Raw genomic sequence first — 20,120 nt, 5'->3', positions numbered from 1 at the left:
GGAGTTTTCCATGCGTCCCTCCCCGATCCAGACCCTCCGCCTGTCCCTGATCCTGCTGGCGATGCCGCTGGCGCTCGCAGCCTGTAATCGCGACCGGGAGGAGCCCGCCCCGGCGGAGGTGGCGACCGAAGCCGGCACGCCTGCGCTGGAGACCCCGGCGGCCTCGCCGTCCAACCTGACCTTTGCCGACAAGACCGCACACGCCACCGTCGCCCTGACCCTGCCGGAGGGCATCAAGGCCGAGCCGGACCTGCACGCCCGCACCTATGCCGAGGAGGTGCGGGGTCTGCGCCAGTTCGAGGAGGGGGCGCTGGCCGCCCGCACCGAGGCCGAGGGCGATGAGGGCATGCCGCCGTTTGAGAAGACGGTCACCGTCACTGTCGCCGGCCAGACCGACCGCCTGTTCAGCCTGCGCCGTGAAGCCTTTGACTATTCCGGCGGAGCCCATCCCAACACACTGACGACGGGCATTGTCTGGGACCGGTCGCTGAAGCGGGTGATCGGGGCGCCGGAGCTGTTCCGGAAGGGGGCGGACCTGACGGCGCTGGATCAGGCCCTGTGCACGGCGGTCAATGCCGCCCGGCGCAAGCGGGTGCCGGACGCCCGGACGATTACCCTGGCGGGGCGCGATGGCTGGGCCTGTCCGCGCGCGGCCGAGACGCCCTTTGTGCTGGCGCCGGGCGATCAGGCAGGCAAGGCCGGGGGGCTGATCTTCCTGATCGGACCGTATCAGGTGGGGCCGGGCGTCGAAGGCAGCTATGAGATCGCCATCCCACAGACCGCCTTCAAGAGCATGATCGCCACGGCCTATGCCGGAGAGTTCGCGGGCCAGCCGCGGCGGACGGGGGACGTCACGCCGCGCTGACGCACCCGCCTATTCCGCGAGGAAGCGGTCGACGATCTCGCTGAACCGCTCCGGCTGGTCGGCCATGATGAAGTGGCGGGTGTCATCGACCCGGATCAGCTCCACGCCCGGCAGGGTGGCGTACTCGCGTTGCCACAGGGCATCAGCCATGGCGGGCGGGGCGCCGCCGTTGGCATCGGCCGCATAGACGGCCCAGACCGGGGTGGTCATGGTGGGCAGCGCGGGGCGGAGGTCGGTCAGCATGACCTCCTTGATGGCGGTCGCCAGAGCCTGACGATCCGAGGCCATGCCCCATTCGACCATGGCGGCCTGTGTCGCGGGGTCGTTGACATAGCCCACGGCACCCTGGACCTGACCGGCGCGGAAGCTGGCATCATCGGCGGCGAGGGTTCCGGCGGCGGCCTGTTCGGCGAAGGGGCGCGCCGTTTCGACCGTCACCTCCGGGCCGAACAGGGCCGAGAAGAAGGGCAGGCTGTCGACGCTCATGACCTTGCCGACGAGGGCCGGGTATTGCTGGGCCAGCATCAGGGCGCTCATCCCGCCCATGGAGTGGCCGATGATGGCGGGGTCCCGCAGGCCTGCCTCATCGATATAGCGGGCCAGATCGTCGATCACCGGCTGGACGAACGGGCCGTCGCCGTGGACCCAGGGCTCACCGGCGAAACCGGCCAGCTGGACCATGTGCACCCGGTGGGTGGCGGACAGGCGCTCGGCCTCGGCCCGCCAGACCTCCCGCGAGGAGGCATAGCCGGGGATGAAGATGACGTCGGGGCCTGAGCCCAGAACCTCGACCGACAGCCGGTCCGAGGTGAAGGTCGGCGCGCTCTGGGCCAGGGCCGGACGCGTCACGATCAGGCTGACGATGCCGCCGGCCGGCAGCAGGGCCGAGGCGAGGAACAGGGCGCGCAGAACCGAGCGCCCCAGGAAGGGACGAAGATGCAACATGGGAAATGTCCTTGGATTGGGCCTGACGATCAGGCGTGCGGATTTTCGAAGATGTCTTCTACCGGGCGGTCAAACACCACGGCGATGCGATAGGCGAGGTCGAGTGAGGGGTCATGCTTTTCGGTCTCGAGCGCATTGACCGCCTGACGCGAGACCCCCAGTTCCTGGCCCAGCTGTTCCTGGGTCCAGCCGCGCTCGACGCGCAGCAGTTTGAGGCGGTTCTTCATCAGCGGCTGCTCCGGATGAAGATCGGCATGAAGCCCATCAAGCCCCAGAAGACGACGTAGACCCACCAGCCCTCGACGTGCGGGGCCTCGGCGAACTTCTCGGCAAAACCCCAGAAGACGCTGAGGGCGAAGGTCATGCCGGCGGCGAGGATGAACCGCTTGGCCGTGACACCGGCGACGAACTCGTCGCTGTCGCGGATGAAGACCAGGGTCGCCCAGATCTGTCCGGCCACCGGTGCCGCGACGGCCGCCGCAAGAACCCAGCCGCTGACGCCGCCGATGGTGTCCAGCGCGCCCCCGACGGCCAGCACCAGGGCGACGACATAGCCCAGCATGAAGAATACGGTTCGAAAGGTGTAGGCCTTGGCTGCAGATGTCATGTCATGTCCTCCTGACTGAATGTAAAGACGACCTTACACCGCTTTTATGTCATGTCAACCTGACTTTTCGTCAGGATCGCCTGACTAGACTCACGCCTTTTGTCCGTTGTCGAAAAGGACGGTAGACTGGGGCCATGCCCGCTGCTCCGCGCATTGCTCCGCAACAGCTGTTTCAGCCCGAAGAGTGGGCGCCGTTCCAGTCGCGCAGTGCCGTGGCCGGGCCGCTGCTGGTGCTGCATTGCTGGGGGGTGATTGCGCTGGCGGTGGCGCTGGGGATCTGGATCCCCTGGCTGATCCCGCTCAGCGTCATGATCATCGGCACGCGCCAGCTGGGGCTGGCCATATTGATGCATGAGGCGGCGCATGGCGGGCTGTCGCGCAATTTAAGGCTCAATGACTTTCTCGGCCACTGGCTGTGCGCCGTGCCGGTCGGCGCGTCGCTGGCCAGCTATCGGCCCTATCATCTGGCCCACCACCGCTTTGCCCAGCAGGCCGAGGACCCGGACCTGATCCTGTCGGCCCCCTTCCCCGTCAGCCCCGCCTCGCTCCGGCGCAAGCTGATCCGCGACCTGACCGGCCAGACCTTCTTCAAGCAGAGGGTGGCGCTGCCGTTGGCGGCCCGCGCTCAAGCAGCGAGGCTCCGCGAGCCGAACGTTAGCGCAACAAATACAGACGACCATGCCTATGAGGCGCTGGTGACGGGAAAATCGATCCTGCCGTTCCTGCTGGTCAATGCGGGCCTGCTGGCGGCGTTCAGCCTGGCCGGGGTCTGGTGGGCCTATTTCGCCCTGTGGCTGCTGCCGATGGCGACCTGGTTTCCGATGGTCACCCGCATCCGCAACATCGCCGAACACGCCTGTGTCGAGGGCTCGGCCGAGGATGCGTTTCGCGCCGCGCGCACCACCCGCGCCAACTGGCTGGAGCGAGCCTTCATCGCCCCCTACTGGGTCAATTTCCACGCCGAACATCATCTGTTCATGCACGTGCCCTGCTGGAAGCTGCCAACCCTGCACCGCGCCGTCCACACCCGCTCCGAAGGCGAGCGGATGGAGGTCGCCGGCGGCTATGCCGAGGTGCTGAAGCGGGCGACGACGGGGCGGGAAACGGACGCAGCGGCGGCAGGATAGGGTGGGGAGCGGGCCCGAACGAGGCTGTTGGCTTTCCCGGCGGTAACCCTGAAGAGCTGCCAAGCGTTAGCAATCTGCCTGTATGACCAGCGCATGCGTGCGACGCTCACATGCCTTGAGTTCCTGCTCACTTTGCCAGGACGGATCATCCTGCTGCTGTATTGGGGGGCGTCGGGGACGTTGACGGCCGGAGATTACGAGGGACGGGATTCCCGAGTTAACCGATGGCTGCAGACGATCGCATTCTGGATCCTCTTCATTCCGCTGGTGGGCCTCTTCTTCGAATCTTGGCCAGAGATCAGGGCCGCCTACACAGCATCTCATCCATAGGCATTCCCCTCAGCGAGGGTCCGCTTACGGCGGGCCGGTGAATACGGCCCCGCTTGGCGCGCTTCGCCAGCCGCCCTATCTTTCCCCCATGAACCGTTCCCTGATCCTGTCCGGTCTTGTCGCTGGCCTGGCCCTGGCCGGCGCCACGGCGGCCGAGGCGCAGAGCTTGCAACCGCCCTATAGTGCGCCGCCGCCGCGCGCGGGGGCCCTGCCGCCGCCCGGGGGCTATGCGGCCGAGCGGCATCGCTATGAGATTGATCGCCAGCGGGCGGGGGCTGACCTGCGTCAGGCCGAGGCCGAGCGGGGCCGGGCCGAGGCGGCGCGCGTGGTCGCCGATCTGGAACGCCAGCGGCAGACACCGGCCCTGACACCGCCCGTGGCCGTGCCGCCCGGCACCCCGGCCAGCGCCCGCGCCCGCCGCGAGGAGGTCGAGGCCCGCACCGGCGGGATCGACCGCTGGCTGGACGGCGACGACTGATCGCCGGATCCACGCATCCCTTTCCCCCGACCGGCGTTCGCCGTTAAGCTGAGTCAGGGATCAAGGGAGGGCATCATGCGCTGGAGAGGCGGACAACGCGGCGGCGGCGGTATCGAGGACCGGCGCAGTATGGGCGTGGGCGGAATCGCCGGGGGTGGCCTGGGCGTGACCGTGCTGGCGCTGCTGGGCTATTTCATCTTTGGCATCTCCCCCGAGACCACGACCCAGGTCGCGACCCAGTTGGGTGCTGCGGGCAGTCAGGCCGAGGGCGAGCGCGGCACGCCCGAGGACGATGCCGGCCTGTTCGTCGATGTGATCGGCGGCAATGTGAATGCCGTCTGGTCGGACCTGCTGATGGGCTACCGACCGCCGACCGTGGTGCTTTACGAAACGGGCACGGGTACCGGCTGCGGCTTTGGGCAGGCGGCCATGGGGCCGTTCTATTGCCCGGCCGATCAGACCGTCTATCTGGACCTGGGCTTCTGGCAGCAGATGCAGACCCAGTTGGGGGCTTCGGGCGCGGACTTCGCCAAGGCCTATGTGATCGCCCACGAGTTCGGCCACCATGTGCAGACCCTGACGGGGGCCTCCGACGATGTGCGGCGGGCGCAGGCGCAGGCCACCAGCCAGGCCGAGGCCAACCGGTTCTCCGTCGCGCTGGAGCTCCAGGCCGACTGCTATGCCGGGGTGTGGGCGGCCAATGCCGCGCGCCTGTCGGGCGGCGAGGTGGCGCTGCGGCCCGGCGACCTTGAGGAAGGGCTGAAGACGGCGGCGGCGATCGGCGACGATGCCCTGCAGCAACGCGGAGGGGGTCGCGTTTCGCCCGACAGCTTTACCCATGGATCGTCGGAGCAGCGGGTCGAGTGGCTGACGCGCGGCTATGAGACCGGCGACCCGGCGGCGTGCGACACCTTCCGGGGTTACTGAACCACCGTCAGGTCCAGCTGGGCGGTGCGGTAAAGGGCGCCGCCGCCGATATCGAGCAGCAGTCCCTGGTCGCGGAAGGCGGCCATGCCAAGCAGGGCCTCGGGGATGCCGGGCATGCCGACCGCGCCATAGACGGGCACATCGACCTCGCGGAAGGTGCGTCCCACGGCGCGCAGGCGCTCGACCGTCAGGATGTCGGCGGTGATCTGTCCGCCCAGCACCAGACTTTCGCCGGTGCCGGCCGCGCGTCCGTCCAGAATGCCGGCGGCCTCGGCAGCGGGCTGGCTGAGGCTGAGGATGGAGGAGGCGCCCGTGTCGACCACGGCATCCAGCGTATGGCCCTCGACCTCGACCGGGGTGACCAGGGCGGTGCCGCGCCGGCGCACGGCGACCCGGCTCCAGCGCGCGTCATGGACCACGGCCTGCCGGTCCAGAAGGCGCATGCGGCGCTCGACCAGATCGACTTCGAGCGCCAGCAGTTTCAGCAGATCCTGCCCCAGGATCAGCGGCGCGGACAGGCCCGCCTCGTCCGCCAGCGGACCCAGATCGAGGATGGCGCAGCGCAGACCGCTGAGCGACAGGCCGTCCATGGCCATGTCCAGCCGCACGCCCTTGCCCATCTGGGGCTGGCCGCCGACGCCATAGGCCACCAGCGGAATGTCGAACAGCGGGCGCGGGCCCAGCTCGGCCTCGATGGCGGTGTGGAAATCGCGGTCGATCACCGAATACTGGGCACCGCTGTCGATCAGGGCGTTGACCGTCTGGCCGGCAATGCGGACCGGGATGGTCGGGCTGAGCACCCGGGCAGCGAAATCCATCCACGGCGTGGTCGTGCCCCCGGTGAAGGCCAGCCCCGGCGCACTCCACAGGACATTCTCCTTCAGCCACCAGCCGCCCCCGAGGGCGCCGGCGACCACACCTGTCCGGATCAGGAGGCTGCGACGGTTCATGTCGACCTGTTTGGCCTGAACGCGGCGCCGTGGCCAGAGACGATCAGCCCCCCATGGCTGCGCCCTGGGGTCGCGGGCGGTTCTGCATGGCGCCGGTCATGGGAATGAAGAACACCCCGACATCGCGACGCGAGCGGACGCGGCCGTCGGCGTCCTTGGTATAGACATACAGCACCTGGCCCCGGCGGAAGGGCTGTCCGATCGGGATGATGAGCTTGCCGCCGGGCTTGAGCTGACGGAACAGCTCGGGCGGGGCGTACTGGGCCACGCACGTCAGCATGATGGTATCAAAGCCGCCCTCGACCTCGGGCCAGCCGAAATAGCCGTCGCCGACGCGGGCGTGGACGTTGTCATAGCCCAGCGGCTTGAAGATCTTGCTGACCGCGTGGCCGACCGGCTGGATGATTTCGATGGTGTAGGAATCGCGCACGATCCGCGACAGCAGCGAAGACTGAAAGCCCGAGCCGGTGCCGATTTCCAGCGTGACATCCGTCGGCTTCGGCTCGGCCAGCTGGGTCATATAGGCCTGGCCCAGATAGTCGCTGAGCACCGAGCCATGGCCGATGGCCCAGGGCTTGGGATTGGCCTCATAGGCCTGGTACGCCGTCGAATCCTGTGCGGCATACGCATAGTGATAGAAGTCGCGTGGCACGCTCTCGAAGGCCTGGACCACGCGGGGATCGGCCGCGCCGAACTTGCCGTCCAGATAGGTCTTGATGCGCTGGATGGCGGCGGGCTTGCGCGACTGGATGACGTCGAACTGGGCGCGGCTGAGGCTGCTGGGGCGCTCGGACGCCGCCATGGCGGCGACGAAGGCGTCATAGGTCCACGGCCGGGCCGGCATGCGGACGGTTTCGGAGACGGCGCTGCCGGTCGCCTCGGGGGCGGCTGTGGCAGCCGGGGCGTCGGGCGAGGGCGCGGCCGTGTCGCCGCCCGTGCGGGTCGGGTTCAGCCGGGCCTGAAGCCGCTCGCGCGTGGCCTCGTCACAGGCGGCGAGGGTCGAGGCTCCGGCCAGGGCGGCCCCTCCGGCGATCAGGCGTCTACGGTCGATCGTCATGGCGGAAATCCTTTTTACGCAGGCGACGAAACAGGAAGGGGATCGGGGTTGGACCGCGCTCGGCGGCCCGGCGGCAGGGCGAGGAAGGCGAGGAGGTAGAGCGCTGCCCCGACCATCAGCAGGGAGGAGAAGCCGACCTCGCGCGACATCAGATTGGCCAGCGGCGTGGCGACGACCGAAAAGGCGCCGTTCAGCCCCCAGGCCCAGGGCAGCATCCGCCCCTCGCCCACCTGGATCAGGCCCAGCGGGAAGGGCAGGCCCAGCGCCAGAGACACCGGCGCGGCGGCCGCGAGCACGATCAGCCAACGCGTCCAGGCGGGCTGGTCCAGCGTCGACAGCATGACCGCCTCGCCCCGCGTGAACACCAGCCAGATCCAGCCCAGCACCACGATCAGGGAGAGGAAGGAGGCCACCTTGGGCAGGGCCGCGACCCGTCCGGCGATCAGACTGCCCAGACCCGAGAAGATCAGCATGGACGTCAGCACCAGGGCAAAGGCCGAGGAATAGTCGTTGAGATAGAAGGCCGCCTTGTCGATCAGGAAGATCTCGATCAGCAGGAAGCCCAGCCCCAGACTGGGGAAGTACAGCACCGGCCACAGGCGGCGGGGCTCGGGCGCGGCGACCTTCCGTTTACGGAACATCAGCGGGGCGGCCAGCACCAGCAGGGCGATCAGGGCGGCCTGGGCCAGCACCACCAGATTGACGAGGGCGCCGATCTCGGCCTGGGGCAGGACCTCAAGCCGGTGGATCAGGGTCGTCGGCCGGTCCAGCCGGAGCGAGGCATAATAGGCGGGCCGGTCCAGGGTCTGGGGCCGGATGTTGAAGGCGCGGCTGGAGGGGCTGTCGCGCCCCTGCAGCACCGCCTCGGCCTCGCGCCCAATGGCGTCGTCCGTGCCCTGCGAGACCACGGTGCCGCTCTCGAACGACACCACGGGCAGGTCGTTGAACAGACCCGCGCGGGCGGCCTCGACGTCCAGCCCGGGACGCCAGGAAATGTCGAACGACCGGGCCGCGGCGAAGGTCTCGAGCGCGGCGACATCCGCCTCGCTCCAGGGCGTGGGCGAAATCAGGATGCGGGCATTCCAGGCCGAGCGATAGACCATGACGTGGTCCTCGGGGCGCTCGACGCCGGCCCGGATCAGGGCCTCGCGGGCGGTGGCCATCACCCGGAAGGCATAGACGGGAAAGTCGCGGATCGAGACGGGGACCGAGACCATGCCCTCGGGATCGAGGGCGGCCAGATAGGCCTGCATGGCCTCGACCGTCAGCGCGGTGACATTGGCAGGGGCGGCATCGATGAAGTCCGACGAGACGTCGATGACGTCAAAGCGCTCGCCGGGGGCAGCACCCGCCGCCCGGGCGACGGCCAGCGGTCCGCCCTCGGCCAGTTGCACGTCGTCGCCCAGCGCCAGACCGCGCGAGGGGCCAAGGCCATGGGTCAGGGCGTGCTTCAGCACCGGCTCGCTCTCGACCACCAGCAGCCGCTCGGCCCCCAGCGCCCGCGCCTCGGCCAGACGGAAGCCGCCGGACGCCCCGAGGATCAAAGCTCCGGCCCGGGGCCTGAGCACATAGGGGGCCGCCGACAGGGCGCTGTCGGCATAGCCGCCGCCCAGACCGCCCGCCTTGGGCAGGGCCGCGATGCGGCTGCCGTCGCGATAGAGGCCATAGGTGGCAGGCGGCCCCTCCACCTCCATCATCGAGGCATTGTTGGAGACGTCGGCGTCGACCCGCTCGGTGAAATTGTCGAGCATCAGATAGTGGCCGCGCGGGCGGCGGACCTCGGCCACCACCTCGGCGCCCTGGGTGTTCATGGGCGCATAGACGGCCTTGAATTCGGAATAGGCGGGCGGGGTGCCCAGCAGCAGGATGGCCTCGCCCAGCACGAGCGCCCCCCCGGCCAGCGCCCCGCCCAGCGTGCTGTAACGGCCCGGCTGGAACAGCGGCGCCAGCGCCAGCGGCACCAGCAGCAGCGGCGCCAGAAGGAAGGGGTGGACGAGGAACATCAGCCCCAGCGCCAGCGCCGACCCCAGCCCCGCCCCGATCAGATCATAGGCATAGACCCGCCCGATCTCGCGCGGATTGAGGATGAAGATCAGCGCGATATAGAGGCCGGCCAGAAAGAAGAAGGGCAGCAGGGCGCCGTAATAGCCCGCGATGTTCAGCAGCTGGTCGGCCCAGGTCGTGGGGTTCTGTAACTGCAGCGGGTTGAAGGGGTTCCGGGCGATGCGCTCATAGCCAAGGGCCGCGGCCAGCACCATGGCGGCCGGCAGGACGGCCCGTAGCCACTGGCCATGTCGCTCGACCGTGTCGCGGAACAGGGCGACGGCTACGCCCGACAGGGCAAAGCCCGCCATGACGATCGAGATGATCCAGTAGCCATACTCGGACCACTTCGCGACGGCGAAGTAGCGCGTCAGGGCGTTCTCGATCCCGACCACGCCCAGCGCCACGAGGAACAGGGGGATCAGCGCCGCCCGGCCGGTCTTCGACAGGCCGGTCACAGGGCCGCCCACGCCACCGGGGTCCGGATCACGAGGCGATCCCGACACCCGTTTCCGCGCACGGAAGATTTCAAGGTTAACAGCCCCTTAACCCACATGGGGTCATCTGGCCTGACCGGCGTTATCTGTCGACCGCCTTCCCCGAAAACGCGAGGATTCGGGACGCTCGACCTGCGTTTTACCCGTCAGCGCGGCCCGAAAGGCACGATCTTGTTGGCCGCGTCATGGCCGATGTCGGCCGCGCCCAGGTACGGAATGTCGGACCGCAGGCACCAGTAGCGGACGATTTCCTCGGGGGTCAGGCCGAACTCGGGCTCGTTGGGCGTGACGTCGCTGACCCGGCCGAGGCGGAAGCCCGCGATGCGGCGGATCGAGGTCTGACCGGTCAGGTGAAACATCATCCGGTCGATCCGGTAGAGGGCCTCGGACACGTCTTCGATCATGACCACATGATCGGTCAGATCGGGCTCGAGTGCCGTGCCGACCAGCTGGTCGAGGATGGTCAGGTTGAAGGCGACGGTCGGGCGGCCCTCGAGACTGGGCTCATGCCCCGAGGTCGCCCCCTTGATCAGCCAGTCCAGCGCGCGGTCGATGGCCTCGGCGCCGTCGCCGCGAGATATGTCGGCGACCATCGGCCCGTGGGCGACGTGGGCGAACCCTTCCTTGTAGAGGGTGGCCAACAGGCTTCCGGCATCGGAATAGCCCAGATAGCGCTTGGCCCGCGCCTCGGGCTTCAGCCCGTCCCGCACCGCTTCCGCAATCCGGCATGAGCCATAGCCCCCGCGCGCAAACCAGACAGCGTCATAGCGCAGGTCATTGGCCATCTCGAGGAAGGCGCGGGCGCGCAGGGCATCGTCCCCGGCGAAATGGCCGTGGTTGGCAAAACAGGCCGGGTGGAACACGACCTTGACATCACCGCCGGGAAAGCGGGCCTCGACATGGGCCTCCAGTCGCTCGGCCGTCGCCTTGCTGAAGCGCGACGAGGCCGCCACCACGCCGATGCGGGTCACCGATCCCATACTGTGTATCCCCTGTGCGGCAGGCGGTCGGACAAATCGGGCTCCCGGCTCTGGCGTGCGGTGCGCCCCGTGCTAGTCAGGGCCTTCCTCGGACACTCCCCGGTTTCGCCTCCATGAATCAAGACGCCAATCCAGCCGGCTCCTATTTCTTCTGCGGCATCGGCGGGTCGGGCATGTTGCCGCTGGCTCTGATCCTGGCCGCGCGCGGAGCCCGGGTATCGGGATCGGACCGGTCGCGCGATCAGGGCCGCAGCCCCGAAAAGTTCGCCTGGCTGGAGGCCCAGGGCATCGCCCTTCATCCGCAGGACGGATCCGGCGTCACCGACCCGGCGACCACGGTCGTGGCCTCGGGCGCGATCGAGGACACCGTGCCGGACATTGCGGCCGCCCGCCGGGTCGGGGCCACCGTTGTGACCCGGCCACAAATGCTGTCGCAGCTGTTCAACAGCGCGGGTCGCAGCATCGGCATCGCCGGCACCAGCGGCAAGTCGACGATCACCGGCATGGTGGCCTGGATCCTTGATCAGGCTGGACAGAACCCGACCGTCATGAACGGCGCCGTGATGACCAATCTGGTCCGCGAGGACACACCCTTTGCCGCAGCGAGGATCGGCAGCCCCGACCTGTTCATCTCGGAAGTCGATGAATCCGACGGCTCGATCCAGCTGTACGAACCCACGGTCGCTGTGCTGTCGAATATCTCGCTTGATCACAAGTCGATGGAGGAGCTGCGCATGCTCTTCGGCGGGTTCGTCGGCCGATCCTATGCGGCGGTTGTCAATCTCGACGACCCTGAATGTTCCGCAATCGCCGATGAAATGGGCTTGGCCCGACCGACGACCTTCTCGTTGGGTAATTTGGCGGCTGACCTGTCGGCGCACAATCTGCAGCCCACCCCGACAGGAATGACGTTCGACCTCAAATGGCCGTGGGAAGATCCCGTACGCGTGACAATGAACGTCCCCGGCGCTCACAACGTCGCCAACGCGCTGGCAGCGCTGGGCGTAGCTGAGGCGCTGAAGGTGGACCGGGCCGTGGCCATTGCGGCGCTCGGCAGCTTCCGGGGCATCCGGCGGCGCCTGGATGTCGTCGGACAGGCGGGCGGCGTCACGGTCATCGACGACTTTGCCCACAACCCGGACAAGATCACCGCCACGCTTCAGACGCTGCACGCCTTCCCCGGGCGACTGCTGATCCTGTTCCAGCCGCATGGCTTTGGTCCGCTGAAACTGATGCGACGCGAGTTCATTCACACCTTCGCGCAGCTGATGACCGCCGAGGACCGCCTGTTCATGCCCGAGCCCGTCTATTATGGCGGCACCACCGACCGCAGTGTCTCCAGCCCGCAGATCGTCGAGGGTGTGGTCGCGGAGGGGCGTCAGGCCGAGGCCCATGCCACGCGGGCCGAGTGCGGCGACCGCCTGGTCGAACTGGCGCGGCCCGGCGACCGGATTCTGGTGATGGGCGCGCGCGACGACACCCTGACCACCTTTGCCCGCGAGTTGCTGACGCGCCTTTCGGCATGATGCAGGATCCGCCCGTCGTTCTCGACGAGATCGTGATCACCGCCCCCCGCCTGCCCGCCGCCGAAGGTGACGCCGCCTTTTCGGTGATCCGTCTGGACGGCGAGGCGCTGGACCGGTCGATGCGGCTGGACGAGGCGCTGGGCCGGGTGCCCGCCGTCGGCCTGTTCCGGCGCACCACCAGCCTGACCGCCAATCCCACCACCCAGGGCCTGTCGTTGCGGGCCATCGCGCCCAGCGGGGCCGGGCGGGCGCTGGTGACCCTGGACGGTGTGCCGCTCAACGATCCGTTCGGCGGCTGGGTGATCTGGGCCCAGGTGCCGCCCGAAGGCCTGTCGGGCGTGGATGTGGTACGCGCCGGTGGCACCGGCCCCTATGGCGCAGGCGCGCTGACCGGCTCGGTGCTGCTGCGCGAACGCGATACGGGAGGGGCCTGGACGGCTGCGATTGGTGAGCGCGGGTCGGCCCGGCTGGCGGCATCTGGCACCGGCGACCTCGGCCCCCTGCGTTGGGTGGCGACGGCTAGGCACGAGCAGACAAACGGCCATACGCCCGTGCGGGCGCCCCAGGCCGGAGCGGCCGACCGGCCGCTTGACCTTGAAGCCAACTCCGCCTCGCTGCGGCTGGACCTGCCCGTCGGGGATGCGCTCGTCTCTGGCCGGGTTTCCGCTTTCGAGGAGATGCGCGGATCGGGCGTGGAGGGATCGGACGCCGAGGCTTCTGGCACGGCCCTGTCGCTGACCGCGACGCGCCAGCCGGACGACCGGGCTGGCTGGCGCGTGCAGCTGTGGCGGCGCACCAGCGACCTGCAGAACCGCTTTGTCGCCACCGCGCCTGACCGGTCCTCGACCAGCCCGGCCAATCACCAGTTCCACACCCCGGCCACGGCCTGGGGCCTGAACGCGGCATGGCGCATGAAGCGGGACGGCTTCGAAACCGAGCTGGGCGTCGATGCCCGAACGGCCGAGGGCGAGACCAATGAGCGCTACCGCTTCATGGGCGGCGAATTCACTCGCTCGCGGCAGGCGGGCGGGGAGACTTCGGTGGCCGGGGTCTACGCGGAGGCCAATGCCACGCGCGGACCGTGGCTGGTGGCCGGAGGACTGCGCCTCGACCACTGGGCGGCGCGTGACGGCCGGCGAATCGAGCGGGACTTGCAGACCGATGCGCTGGTGCTGGACGACCGACCTGTGGACCAGTCGGGCGAGGTGGTGTCGGCCCGGCTGGGCGTGCGCCGCGCCCTGTCGCCGGAATGGTCGGTGCGCGCGGCCGCCTACAGTGCGTTCCGACCGGCGACGCTGAACGAACTGCACCGCCCGTTCCGCGTCGGCAACGACATCACCGAGGCCAATGCCGGACTGGTGCCCGAGCAGCTGACCGGCATCGAGGCCGGGCTGGCGCGCGAGACCGACCGGCTCGACGTCCGGGCCACGGCTTTCGCCACCCGGATCGAGGACGCCATCGTCAATGTCACGATCGGCGCGGGGCCCGGGGTCTTTCCCCGCGCGGGCTTTGTCCCGGCCGGGGGCGTGCTGCGCGAGCGGCAGAACGCCGGGACCATCGAGGCTGTCGGGCTGGAGCTTGAGGTCGAGGCGCGACCGCGCGAGGGGCTGACGCTGCGGGGTGCGCTGGCGGGCACCGATGCCCGGGTCGATGGCGGATCGCAGGCGCCGCAGCTGACCGGGCTGCGCCCCGCCCAGGCCCCGATCTGGAGCGCGACCGCGGGGCTGGACTGGACCCCCGCACCGGACTGGACCGTCAGCGTCGACGCCCGCTGGGAGAGCCGCCGGTTCGACGACGATCTGAACAGCCGCGTGCTGGACCCGGCGCTTGTGGCCTCGGCGCGGCTGGAGCGGAGACTGTCGTCCGGCCTGAGCGCCTGGGTCGAGGGGGTGAACCTGTTCGACGCGGACGTCGAGACGGCCGAGACCGGCACGGGCGTGGTGTCCTATGGCCCGCCGCGCACCCTGTGGGTCGGGCTGTCACGTCGCTGGTAGCGAACGCTACTTGCAAGCCGTTCGCATTTTTGGCACAGGCGCAGGGTGTCGACCGCTCCCGCGCCCGCTCCTGCCCCATCCGCCGCCCGGCTCAGCTCCGCGCGGGCCTTCTGGTTGAAGCAGCTACACCAGTGGCACTGGATCTCGGCCTCGGTCAGCCTGATCGGCCTGATCCTGTTTGCGATCACCGGCTTCACCCTGAACCACGCGGCCCAGATCCCGGCCGAGCCGGTGGTGGCCGAGCGCACGGCCACCCTGCCTGCGCCACTGCTGCAGCGGCTTGAGACCTTCCCCGCCGAGACCACCGATCCGGTCCCCGAGGCCGTGGCCCGCTGGGCCGAGGGGGCGCTGGACGTCTCCATCGCCGGGCGCGCGACCGAGACCACGGATGCGGAAATCTATGTCGCCCTGCCCCGGCCCGGGGGCGACGGATGGATGACGCTGGACCGCCAGACCGGCGAGGCCTTTGTCGAGGTGACCACGCGCGGGCCGATCGCCTATCTGAATGACCTGCACAAGGGGCGCGATACCGGCGCGACCTGGGCCCTGTTCATCGATGGGTTCGCGGTCGCCTGTCTGGTGTTTGCCCTGACCGGGCTGGCGCTGCTGGTGCTGCATGCCCGCAATCGCCGCATGACCTGGCCACTGGTCTCGCTGGGCCTGCTGATCCCGCTGATCCTCGCCCTGATCTTTATCCACTGAGCGTGCCCCGAGTTCTCATGAAGACCCTGACCCTTGCCGCCACCCTGCCCGCCGCCGGTCTGATCTTGATAGGGGCGGCCTCCCCCCTCGCTCCCGGAGACCTGACGGTCAGCATCGGCATTCCGCGCATTTCCAGTGCCTCTTACCATCGGCCCTATGTGGCGGTGTGGATCGAGCGCCCCGACCAGACCGCCGTGCGCACCCTGTCGGTCTGGTACGACACCGCCCTGCCGGCCGGAGAAGGCAAGGACTGGCTGAAGGACATCCGCACCTGGTGGCGCAAGGACGGGCGCAACCTGACCCTGCCCGCGGACGGCGTGTCAGGCCCGACCCGTGCGCCGGGCACCCAGACGGTTACGGTTCCGGCCTCGCGCCTGCGCGACCTGCCGGCCGGTAACTATGTGATGGCCGTCGAGGCCGCCCGTGAGCTGGGCGGGCGCGAGATCGTGCGCGTGCCTTTCCGGCTCGGCGCCGCCAATACCGCCTCGGGTACCGGAGAATCCGAACTGGGCGCCGTGCGCGTCACCGTCGCCCGCTGACACTGGACAGGACAGCCCCCATGGCCCGCTATCGCTTCTCGCCGCTCCTGGCCTTTGCCGCCGGTGTCATCGCCCTGATGGCCGTGCCGCTGGGGGCCCAGGCCCACCGCGCCTGGATGCAGCCCAGCTCGACCGTGCTGTCGGGCTCGGACGCCTGGATCGGGGTCGATGCGGGCATGTCGAACGGCGTCTTCATCGCCGATCACGCCGCCATGCGGCTGGACGGCCTGACCATCCTCGGGCCGGACGGACAGTTGCTGACCCCCGAGAACATGATGCGCGGCCGCTATCGCACGACCTTTGACGTGCACCTGACCCAGCAGGGCACCTATCGCATCGCCAATGTGCTGGGCGGGGTGGTGGCGAGCTATACCCTGAACGGCGAGCGCCAGCGCTGGCGCGGCACCCCGGCCGAGTATCCGCAAGGCCTGCCGGAGGGCGCGACTGCGGTCGAGGCGACCCTGTCGGCCATGCGGGTCGAGACCTTTGTCACCCTGGGCAATCTGAGCGACGCGGTGTTCACCCCGACCGGCTACGGGCTGGAGATCGTCCCCATCACCCATCCGAACGATCTGGTGCTGGGCGAGGCGGGTCAGTTCCGCCTGCTGATCGACGGCCAGCCGGCCGCCGGGCTGGAGGTCACCGTCGCGCGGGGCGGGTCGCGCTACCGGACCGCTCCGGAAGAGCTGACCCTGACCACCGACGCCGACGGGGTCTATTCGGTCGACTGGCCCGAGTCCGGGATGTACTGGATGCATGCCTCGATCCAGGTGCCGGGCGCGGATGGCAAGCTGCCGCTGTCGGCCCAGTACAACGGGATCGTCGAGGTCCTGCCCTGAGGTCCTGATGTCCGAGCCGCGCGTCCCCGCCTCCAGCCGTTCGGCACCGCCGGTCATCGACCTGTCCGGGGGCGCGAACGAGCCACGTCCGGAGACGGACAATCGCGTCCTGATCCCGCCCTTTCGCAGCGCGCCGGAAAAGCCGCCGGGCGCGCAGATCGCCCAACTGGGCGGCGAGACCATGGGCACGGTCTGGACCGCCCGGATCGTCGTTCGCGACGAGGCCGAAGCCGGCCGCTGGCAGGCCCTGATCGAGGAGGAGCTCGGCCGCATCATCGCCCTGTTCAGCCCGTGGGAGCGCAACAGCGAGATTTCGCGGTTCAATGGCGCACCGGAGGGTACCTGGGCCCTGTCCGATGCCTTCTGGACCGTGCTGACCCGGGCGCTGGAGCTGGCGGACGACACCAATGGCGCGGTCGATCCGACGTTGGGGGCGCTGGTCGATCTGTGGGGGTTCGGCCCGCCCGGACGCCGTTCGCCCCTGCTGCCCCTGCCCACCGATGACGAGGTCGAGGCCGCGCGAGCCCTGAGCGGCTGGATGCGGCTGCGGCTGAATGTCGATGCGCGGGCAGCGGTCCAGCCCGGCGGACTGAAGCTCGACCTGTCGGGCATCGCCAAGGGGCATGCGGTCGACCGCATCTCGCTGCGGCTAGCGCGCGAGGGCGCAACCTCGCACCTGTTCGAGATCGGCGGCGAGCTGAAGGGCGTCGGCGTCAAGCCGGACGGCCGTCCGTGGTGGGTCGAGCTGGAGAAGCCCGAGGGTCTCGAGGCACCGCGCACCATCGCCGCCCTGTACGGGTTGGCGGTCGCCACCTCGGGCGAGGCGCGCCGGCAGTTCGTCCACGGCGGCCAGACCTACTCCCACACCATCGACGGCCGCATCGGGCGACCCGTGACCAACGGCATGGTCTCGGTCTCGGTGCTGCACGACTCGGCCATGGTTGCCGATGCGCTGGCGACTGCCCTGACGGTGCTCGGGCCCGACGAGGGTCCGGCCCATGCCGAGGCTGCCAGCATCGCCGCCCTGATGGTCCATCGGACCGAAGACGGCCTGGTCGAGCAGGTGAGCCCCGCCCTTCAGGCCATGCTGGACGTCGGGCGGGAATGATCTCCTTGGGCGGCGAACTCTGGGCGGCAACGGCGGTGCTGGCATGGGCCGGGCTGACCGCCTGGTCGCTGCGGCCGCGACCGGCGCCGGAGGCCATTGGCGAGGCCTCCACCCTGATCGTGCACGCCAGCCAGACCGGCAGTGCGGAGGCCCTGGCCGAGGAAACCGCCGCCGCCCTGTCGGCCACCGGCCTGTCTGTGCAGCGGCTCAGCCTGTCGCAACTGACCCCCGAACTGCTGGCGAAGGCCGAACGCCTGTTCCTGATCGCCGCGACCACGGGTGAGGGCGATGCCCCGGATGAGGCGACCGGTTTCCTGCGACGGCTGATGCCGGCACCGCCCGACCTGTCGCACCTTCAGGTCGGGGTTCTGGCGCTGGGCGACAGCAGTTATGGCCACTATTGCGGCTTTGGCCGGTCGCTGGACAGCTGGCTGGCGCGGGCGGGGGCGACGGCCCTGTTCGATCGGGTCGAGGTGGACCGGCTGGACCCCGGTGCCCTGGCGCACTGGCGGCACCAGTTGGCGGCCGTGACCGGCGCGACATTTGCCCGAGAAACGCGCAATCGCCCGCACCGCCCCTGGCGGCTGGAACGGCGCGCCCATCTGAACCCGGGCAGCCTTGGCCGACCGGTCCATCGCCTGCGCCTGCGGCCCATCGGGGACTTCCCGGACTGGCGGGCCGGCGATGTGGCCGAAGTCGAACTGCCCGAGGCCGTGGCGGGCCAGCCGGGTCAGCTGCGCGACTATTCCATCGCCACCGTACCCGCGGACCGGGCCATGGATCTGATCATCCGCGAGACGGTGCGGGAGGACGGCACCCCCGGCCTGGCCTCGGCTTGGCTGCTGGACCGCTGCAAGATCGGCGAGACCGTGCCGCTGCGCATCCGCACCAACCGGACCTTCCACGGCCCGGAGGCCACCACGCCGCTGATCCTGATCGGCAACGGCACGGGGCTGGGGGGGCTTGTGGCGCATCTGTCCGAGCGGGCGCGGGCCACCAAACCCGGACCGGCGTGGCTGCTGTTCGGCGAACGGACCTCCGCCCATGACGCCCTGCTGGACCAGCGGCTGCAAGGCTGGATCGCTGCCGGCGTGTTGACCCGGCTGGACCGGGCCTTCTCACGCGACCCGGGTGGGGTCCGATATGTGCAAGACCTTCTGCGCGCCGAGGCCGACACCGGGCGCGACTGGGTCGACCGGGGCGCCACCCTCATGGTGTGCGGCAGCCTGAAGGGCATGGCCCCGGGCGTCGATGCGGCGCTGCGCGAGATCCTGGGCGAGGACCGGCTTCTGGACCTGCGCGAGGCCGGGCGCTACCGGCGGGATGTGTATTAGGCGCCTTTCGCGACCGCCTTCATCGACACAGTCGGGTCGGCCAGCTTGTCCGGATCGACCGGTGTGGCCTTGCCGATCAGCAGACGCCCGCCCATGAACTCGGCCGGGGCATTGATGGCCTCAACGCACAGCAGCCGGTCCCCCGCGAGGTGGAAGACGGCCAGCCCGGCGCCATCGGCGACGGTGCGAACGACCTTGCGATCCGCCCCGTCAGCCAGACCGGCCATCTGCAGCTTCAGATCATACTGGTCGGACCAGAACCACGGCACTTCGGGCACGGGCGGGTTGCGACCCGTGATCGCCGCCGCGGCCTGCTTGGCCTGCTCCAGCGCATTGGGCACACTCTCCAGACGCACCACGCGGCCGTCGTGAACGGGCACCGGGCGCCGGGTCATGTCACCGAGCGCATAGATGTCGGGGTCCGAGGTGCGGGCGGTCTCATCCACCACCACCCCGCCGTCGCAGGTCAGACCGGCGGCGGCGCCCAGTCCCTCGCAGGCCACGCCGCCGACACCGACGATCACCAGATCGGCCGGCAGGCTCTGGCCGTCGTCCAGGGTCACGCCGCCGACCGCGCCATCGCCGCCCGCATCGAAGGCCGTCACCGTGCGCCCGGTCAGGATCGTCACGCCGTGCCGTGTGTGGGTCGCGTGCATGAAGTCGGCCAGCACATCCGACGCCACCCGGGCCAGCAGGCGGGCCTCGCGCTCGACCACCACGACCTCGGCGCCCAGCGCCCGGACCGAGGCCGCGACCTCCAGCCCCACATAACCGCCGCCGACGACCACCAGCCTCGTCCCCGGCCGGATCGCAGCCCTCAGCTTTCGCCCGTCCGCGAGGGTCCGCAGCTCCAGCACGTTCGCCAGCTCCGCCCCCGGCACCGCCAGCTTCCGCGCCGTCGACCCGGTCGCGAGGATCAGGGTGTCATAGGAAACGGTCCCGCCGTCCGCGAGCATCACCGTCTTGCCGGCCCGGTCGATGGCCGTGACCGTCTGGCCCAGCCGCAGCTCGATGTTCTGTTCGACATAGAAATCGGCGGGCCGCAGCAGCAGGTCCTCTTCTTCCCCCTCGCCCTTCAGCAAGGCCTTGGACAGGGGCGGGCGCTGATAGGGGGCCACCGGCTCCTCGCCGATCAGCACCACCTCGCCCTCGAAGCCATACTGTCTCAGAAGCGCCGCCGCACTGCCCCCGGCATGCCCCGCGCCCACGATCACGATCCTGCTCATGACCCGGACATAGGCTGCGATGGGCAGTCGCACCATAGGCGGGGTG

19 protein-coding genes are annotated in these 20,120 nt (G+C 69.6%); 11 read left to right on the top strand and 8 right to left on the bottom strand.

Annotated features, from left to right (window positions below):
* The first annotated feature begins 10 nt into the window (after nucleotides 1–10).
* Nucleotides 11–865, top strand: a complete 855-nt coding sequence (locus tag V7672_RS10705; protein WP_335624581.1) for a DUF3298 and DUF4163 domain-containing protein — start codon at nucleotides 11–13, stop codon at nucleotides 863–865.
* A 9-nt stretch (nucleotides 866–874) separates the two neighbouring features.
* On the opposite strand, the gene V7672_RS10700 is transcribed toward V7672_RS10705, so the two are convergent.
* The 3 genes from V7672_RS10700 to V7672_RS10690 are packed head-to-tail and all read right to left on the bottom strand — an operon-like array spanning nucleotide 875 to nucleotide 2,417.
* Nucleotides 875–1,810 carry an alpha/beta fold hydrolase gene (locus V7672_RS10700; RefSeq protein WP_335624580.1) on the bottom strand — a complete coding sequence of 312 codons (936 nt, stop codon included), beginning with the start codon at nucleotides 1,808–1,810 and terminating at the stop codon, nucleotides 875–877.
* Between the two features lie 29 nt (nucleotides 1,811–1,839).
* Nucleotides 1,840–2,037: a helix-turn-helix transcriptional regulator gene (locus V7672_RS10695; protein WP_123287885.1), complete on the bottom strand. Its 198-nt coding sequence runs from the start codon at nucleotides 2,035–2,037 to the stop codon at nucleotides 1,840–1,842.
* Nucleotides 2,037–2,417 carry a hypothetical protein gene (locus tag V7672_RS10690; RefSeq protein ID WP_335624579.1) on the bottom strand — a complete coding sequence of 127 codons (381 nt, stop codon included), beginning with the start codon at nucleotides 2,415–2,417 and terminating at the stop codon, nucleotides 2,037–2,039. Before V7672_RS10690 ends, V7672_RS10695 begins: the two co-directional genes overlap by 1 nt.
* A 134-nt stretch (nucleotides 2,418–2,551) precedes the next feature.
* Here V7672_RS10690 and V7672_RS10685 point away from each other — a divergent pair, with 134 nt between their 5' ends.
* The 3 genes from V7672_RS10685 (at nucleotide 2,552) to ypfJ (ending at nucleotide 5,279) form a co-directional block, all read left to right on the top strand.
* Nucleotides 2,552–3,544: a fatty acid desaturase family protein gene (locus tag V7672_RS10685; protein ID WP_335624578.1), complete on the top strand. Its 993-nt coding sequence runs from the start codon at nucleotides 2,552–2,554 to the stop codon at nucleotides 3,542–3,544.
* Nucleotides 3,545–3,962: 418 nt separating this feature from the next.
* Nucleotides 3,963–4,352 carry a hypothetical protein gene (locus tag V7672_RS10680; RefSeq protein WP_335624577.1) on the top strand — a complete coding sequence of 130 codons (390 nt, stop codon included), beginning with the start codon at nucleotides 3,963–3,965 and terminating at the stop codon, nucleotides 4,350–4,352.
* 75 nt (nucleotides 4,353–4,427) lie between these two features.
* Nucleotides 4,428–5,279: a KPN_02809 family neutral zinc metallopeptidase gene (gene ypfJ / locus V7672_RS10675; RefSeq protein WP_335624576.1), complete on the top strand. Its 852-nt coding sequence runs from the start codon at nucleotides 4,428–4,430 to the stop codon at nucleotides 5,277–5,279.
* Here ypfJ and V7672_RS10670 read toward each other — a convergent pair.
* From V7672_RS10670 to V7672_RS10655, 4 genes are all read right to left on the bottom strand, one after another.
* The gene (locus tag V7672_RS10670; RefSeq protein WP_335624575.1) at nucleotides 5,273–6,229 is read right to left on the bottom strand and encodes an aspartyl protease family protein; all 957 of its coding nucleotides are present in this window, start codon (nucleotides 6,227–6,229) and stop codon (nucleotides 5,273–5,275) included. The two genes, ypfJ and V7672_RS10670, sit on opposite strands and share 7 nt — an antisense overlap.
* 43 nt (nucleotides 6,230–6,272) lie before the next feature.
* Nucleotides 6,273–7,286, bottom strand: a complete 1,014-nt coding sequence (locus tag V7672_RS10665) for a protein-L-isoaspartate O-methyltransferase family protein (protein WP_335624574.1) — start codon at nucleotides 7,284–7,286, stop codon at nucleotides 6,273–6,275.
* A 14-nt stretch (nucleotides 7,287–7,300) separates the two neighbouring features.
* The gene (locus V7672_RS10660) at nucleotides 7,301–9,835 is read right to left on the bottom strand and encodes a hypothetical protein (protein WP_335624573.1); all 2,535 of its coding nucleotides are present in this window, start codon (nucleotides 9,833–9,835) and stop codon (nucleotides 7,301–7,303) included.
* 137 nt (nucleotides 9,836–9,972) lie between these two features.
* On the bottom strand, nucleotides 9,973–10,806 hold the full coding sequence (locus tag V7672_RS10655; protein WP_335624572.1) for an LD-carboxypeptidase: 834 nt from the start codon (nucleotides 10,804–10,806) through the stop codon (nucleotides 9,973–9,975).
* A 113-nt stretch (nucleotides 10,807–10,919) separates the two neighbouring features.
* Here V7672_RS10655 and V7672_RS10650 point away from each other — a divergent pair, with 113 nt between their 5' ends.
* The 7 genes from V7672_RS10650 (at nucleotide 10,920) to V7672_RS10620 (ending at nucleotide 18,848) form a co-directional block, all read left to right on the top strand.
* Entirely contained in the window at nucleotides 10,920–12,332 is a 1,413-nt protein-coding gene (locus tag V7672_RS10650) for a UDP-N-acetylmuramate--L-alanine ligase (protein WP_335624571.1), read from the top strand.
* Nucleotides 12,329–14,326 carry a TonB-dependent receptor gene (locus V7672_RS10645; protein WP_335624570.1) on the top strand — a complete coding sequence of 666 codons (1,998 nt, stop codon included), beginning with the start codon at nucleotides 12,329–12,331 and terminating at the stop codon, nucleotides 14,324–14,326. The genes V7672_RS10650 and V7672_RS10645 overlap by 4 nt, the downstream gene beginning before the upstream one ends.
* A 114-nt stretch (nucleotides 14,327–14,440) precedes the next feature.
* Nucleotides 14,441–15,028, top strand: a complete 588-nt coding sequence (locus tag V7672_RS10640; RefSeq protein ID WP_335624569.1) for a PepSY-associated TM helix domain-containing protein — start codon at nucleotides 14,441–14,443, stop codon at nucleotides 15,026–15,028.
* A 17-nt stretch (nucleotides 15,029–15,045) separates the two neighbouring features.
* On the top strand, nucleotides 15,046–15,567 hold the full coding sequence (locus tag V7672_RS10635) for a DUF2271 domain-containing protein (protein WP_335624568.1): 522 nt from the start codon (nucleotides 15,046–15,048) through the stop codon (nucleotides 15,565–15,567).
* A 20-nt stretch (nucleotides 15,568–15,587) separates the two neighbouring features.
* The gene (locus tag V7672_RS10630) at nucleotides 15,588–16,406 is read left to right on the top strand and encodes a DUF4198 domain-containing protein (RefSeq protein WP_335624567.1); all 819 of its coding nucleotides are present in this window, start codon (nucleotides 15,588–15,590) and stop codon (nucleotides 16,404–16,406) included.
* A gap of 7 nt (nucleotides 16,407–16,413) precedes the next feature.
* Entirely contained in the window at nucleotides 16,414–17,514 is a 1,101-nt protein-coding gene (locus V7672_RS10625; RefSeq protein WP_335624566.1) for an FAD:protein FMN transferase, read from the top strand.
* A complete protein-coding gene (locus V7672_RS10620; RefSeq protein WP_335624565.1) occupies nucleotides 17,511–18,848 on the top strand; it encodes a sulfite reductase subunit alpha in 1,338 nt (445 codons plus the stop codon). The genes V7672_RS10625 and V7672_RS10620 overlap by 4 nt, the downstream gene beginning before the upstream one ends.
* Here V7672_RS10620 and V7672_RS10615 read toward each other — a convergent pair.
* Complete coding sequence (locus V7672_RS10615) at nucleotides 18,845–20,074, bottom strand: NAD(P)/FAD-dependent oxidoreductase (RefSeq protein WP_335624564.1); 1,230 nt, start codon at nucleotides 20,072–20,074, stop codon at nucleotides 18,845–18,847. The two genes, V7672_RS10620 and V7672_RS10615, sit on opposite strands and share 4 nt — an antisense overlap.
* Nucleotides 20,075–20,120: the final 46 nt, after the last annotated feature.

The sequence above is a fragment of the Brevundimonas sp. genome, assembly GCF_036963785.1.
Classification (GTDB): Bacteria; Pseudomonadota; Alphaproteobacteria; order Caulobacterales; family Caulobacteraceae; genus Brevundimonas.
Note: the sequence above shows the minus strand (reverse complement) of the source record. Positions and strands in the feature narration are given on the sequence as shown.

Bases quoted from the DNA above. Each gene is read 5' to 3' on its own strand.
- V7672_RS10705 (WP_335624581.1), top strand. From the start codon at position 11: ATGCGTCCCTCCCCGATCCAGACCCTCCGCCTGTCCCTGATCCTGCTG.
- V7672_RS10700 (WP_335624580.1), bottom strand. From the start codon at position 1,810: ATGTTGCATCTTCGTCCCTTCCTGGGGCGCTCGGTTCTGCGCGCCCTG.
- V7672_RS10695 (WP_123287885.1), bottom strand. From the start codon at position 2,037: ATGAAGAACCGCCTCAAACTGCTGCGCGTCGAGCGCGGCTGGACCCAG.
- V7672_RS10690 (WP_335624579.1), bottom strand. From the start codon at position 2,417: ATGACATCTGCAGCCAAGGCCTACACCTTTCGAACCGTATTCTTCATG.
- V7672_RS10685 (WP_335624578.1), top strand. From the start codon at position 2,552: ATGCCCGCTGCTCCGCGCATTGCTCCGCAACAGCTGTTTCAGCCCGAA.
- V7672_RS10680 (WP_335624577.1), top strand. From the start codon at position 3,963: ATGAACCGTTCCCTGATCCTGTCCGGTCTTGTCGCTGGCCTGGCCCTG.
- ypfJ (WP_335624576.1), top strand. From the start codon at position 4,428: ATGCGCTGGAGAGGCGGACAACGCGGCGGCGGCGGTATCGAGGACCGG.
- V7672_RS10670 (WP_335624575.1), bottom strand. From the start codon at position 6,229: ATGAACCGTCGCAGCCTCCTGATCCGGACAGGTGTGGTCGCCGGCGCC.
- V7672_RS10665 (WP_335624574.1), bottom strand. From the start codon at position 7,286: ATGACGATCGACCGTAGACGCCTGATCGCCGGAGGGGCCGCCCTGGCC.
- V7672_RS10655 (WP_335624572.1), bottom strand. From the start codon at position 10,806: ATGGGATCGGTGACCCGCATCGGCGTGGTGGCGGCCTCGTCGCGCTTC.
- V7672_RS10650 (WP_335624571.1), top strand. From the start codon at position 10,920: ATGAATCAAGACGCCAATCCAGCCGGCTCCTATTTCTTCTGCGGCATC.
- V7672_RS10645 (WP_335624570.1), top strand. From the start codon at position 12,329: ATGATGCAGGATCCGCCCGTCGTTCTCGACGAGATCGTGATCACCGCC.
- V7672_RS10635 (WP_335624568.1), top strand. From the start codon at position 15,046: ATGAAGACCCTGACCCTTGCCGCCACCCTGCCCGCCGCCGGTCTGATC.
- V7672_RS10630 (WP_335624567.1), top strand. From the start codon at position 15,588: ATGGCCCGCTATCGCTTCTCGCCGCTCCTGGCCTTTGCCGCCGGTGTC.
- V7672_RS10625 (WP_335624566.1), top strand. From the start codon at position 16,414: ATGTCCGAGCCGCGCGTCCCCGCCTCCAGCCGTTCGGCACCGCCGGTC.
- V7672_RS10620 (WP_335624565.1), top strand. From the start codon at position 17,511: ATGATCTCCTTGGGCGGCGAACTCTGGGCGGCAACGGCGGTGCTGGCA.
- V7672_RS10615 (WP_335624564.1), bottom strand. From the start codon at position 20,074: ATGAGCAGGATCGTGATCGTGGGCGCGGGGCATGCCGGGGGCAGTGCG.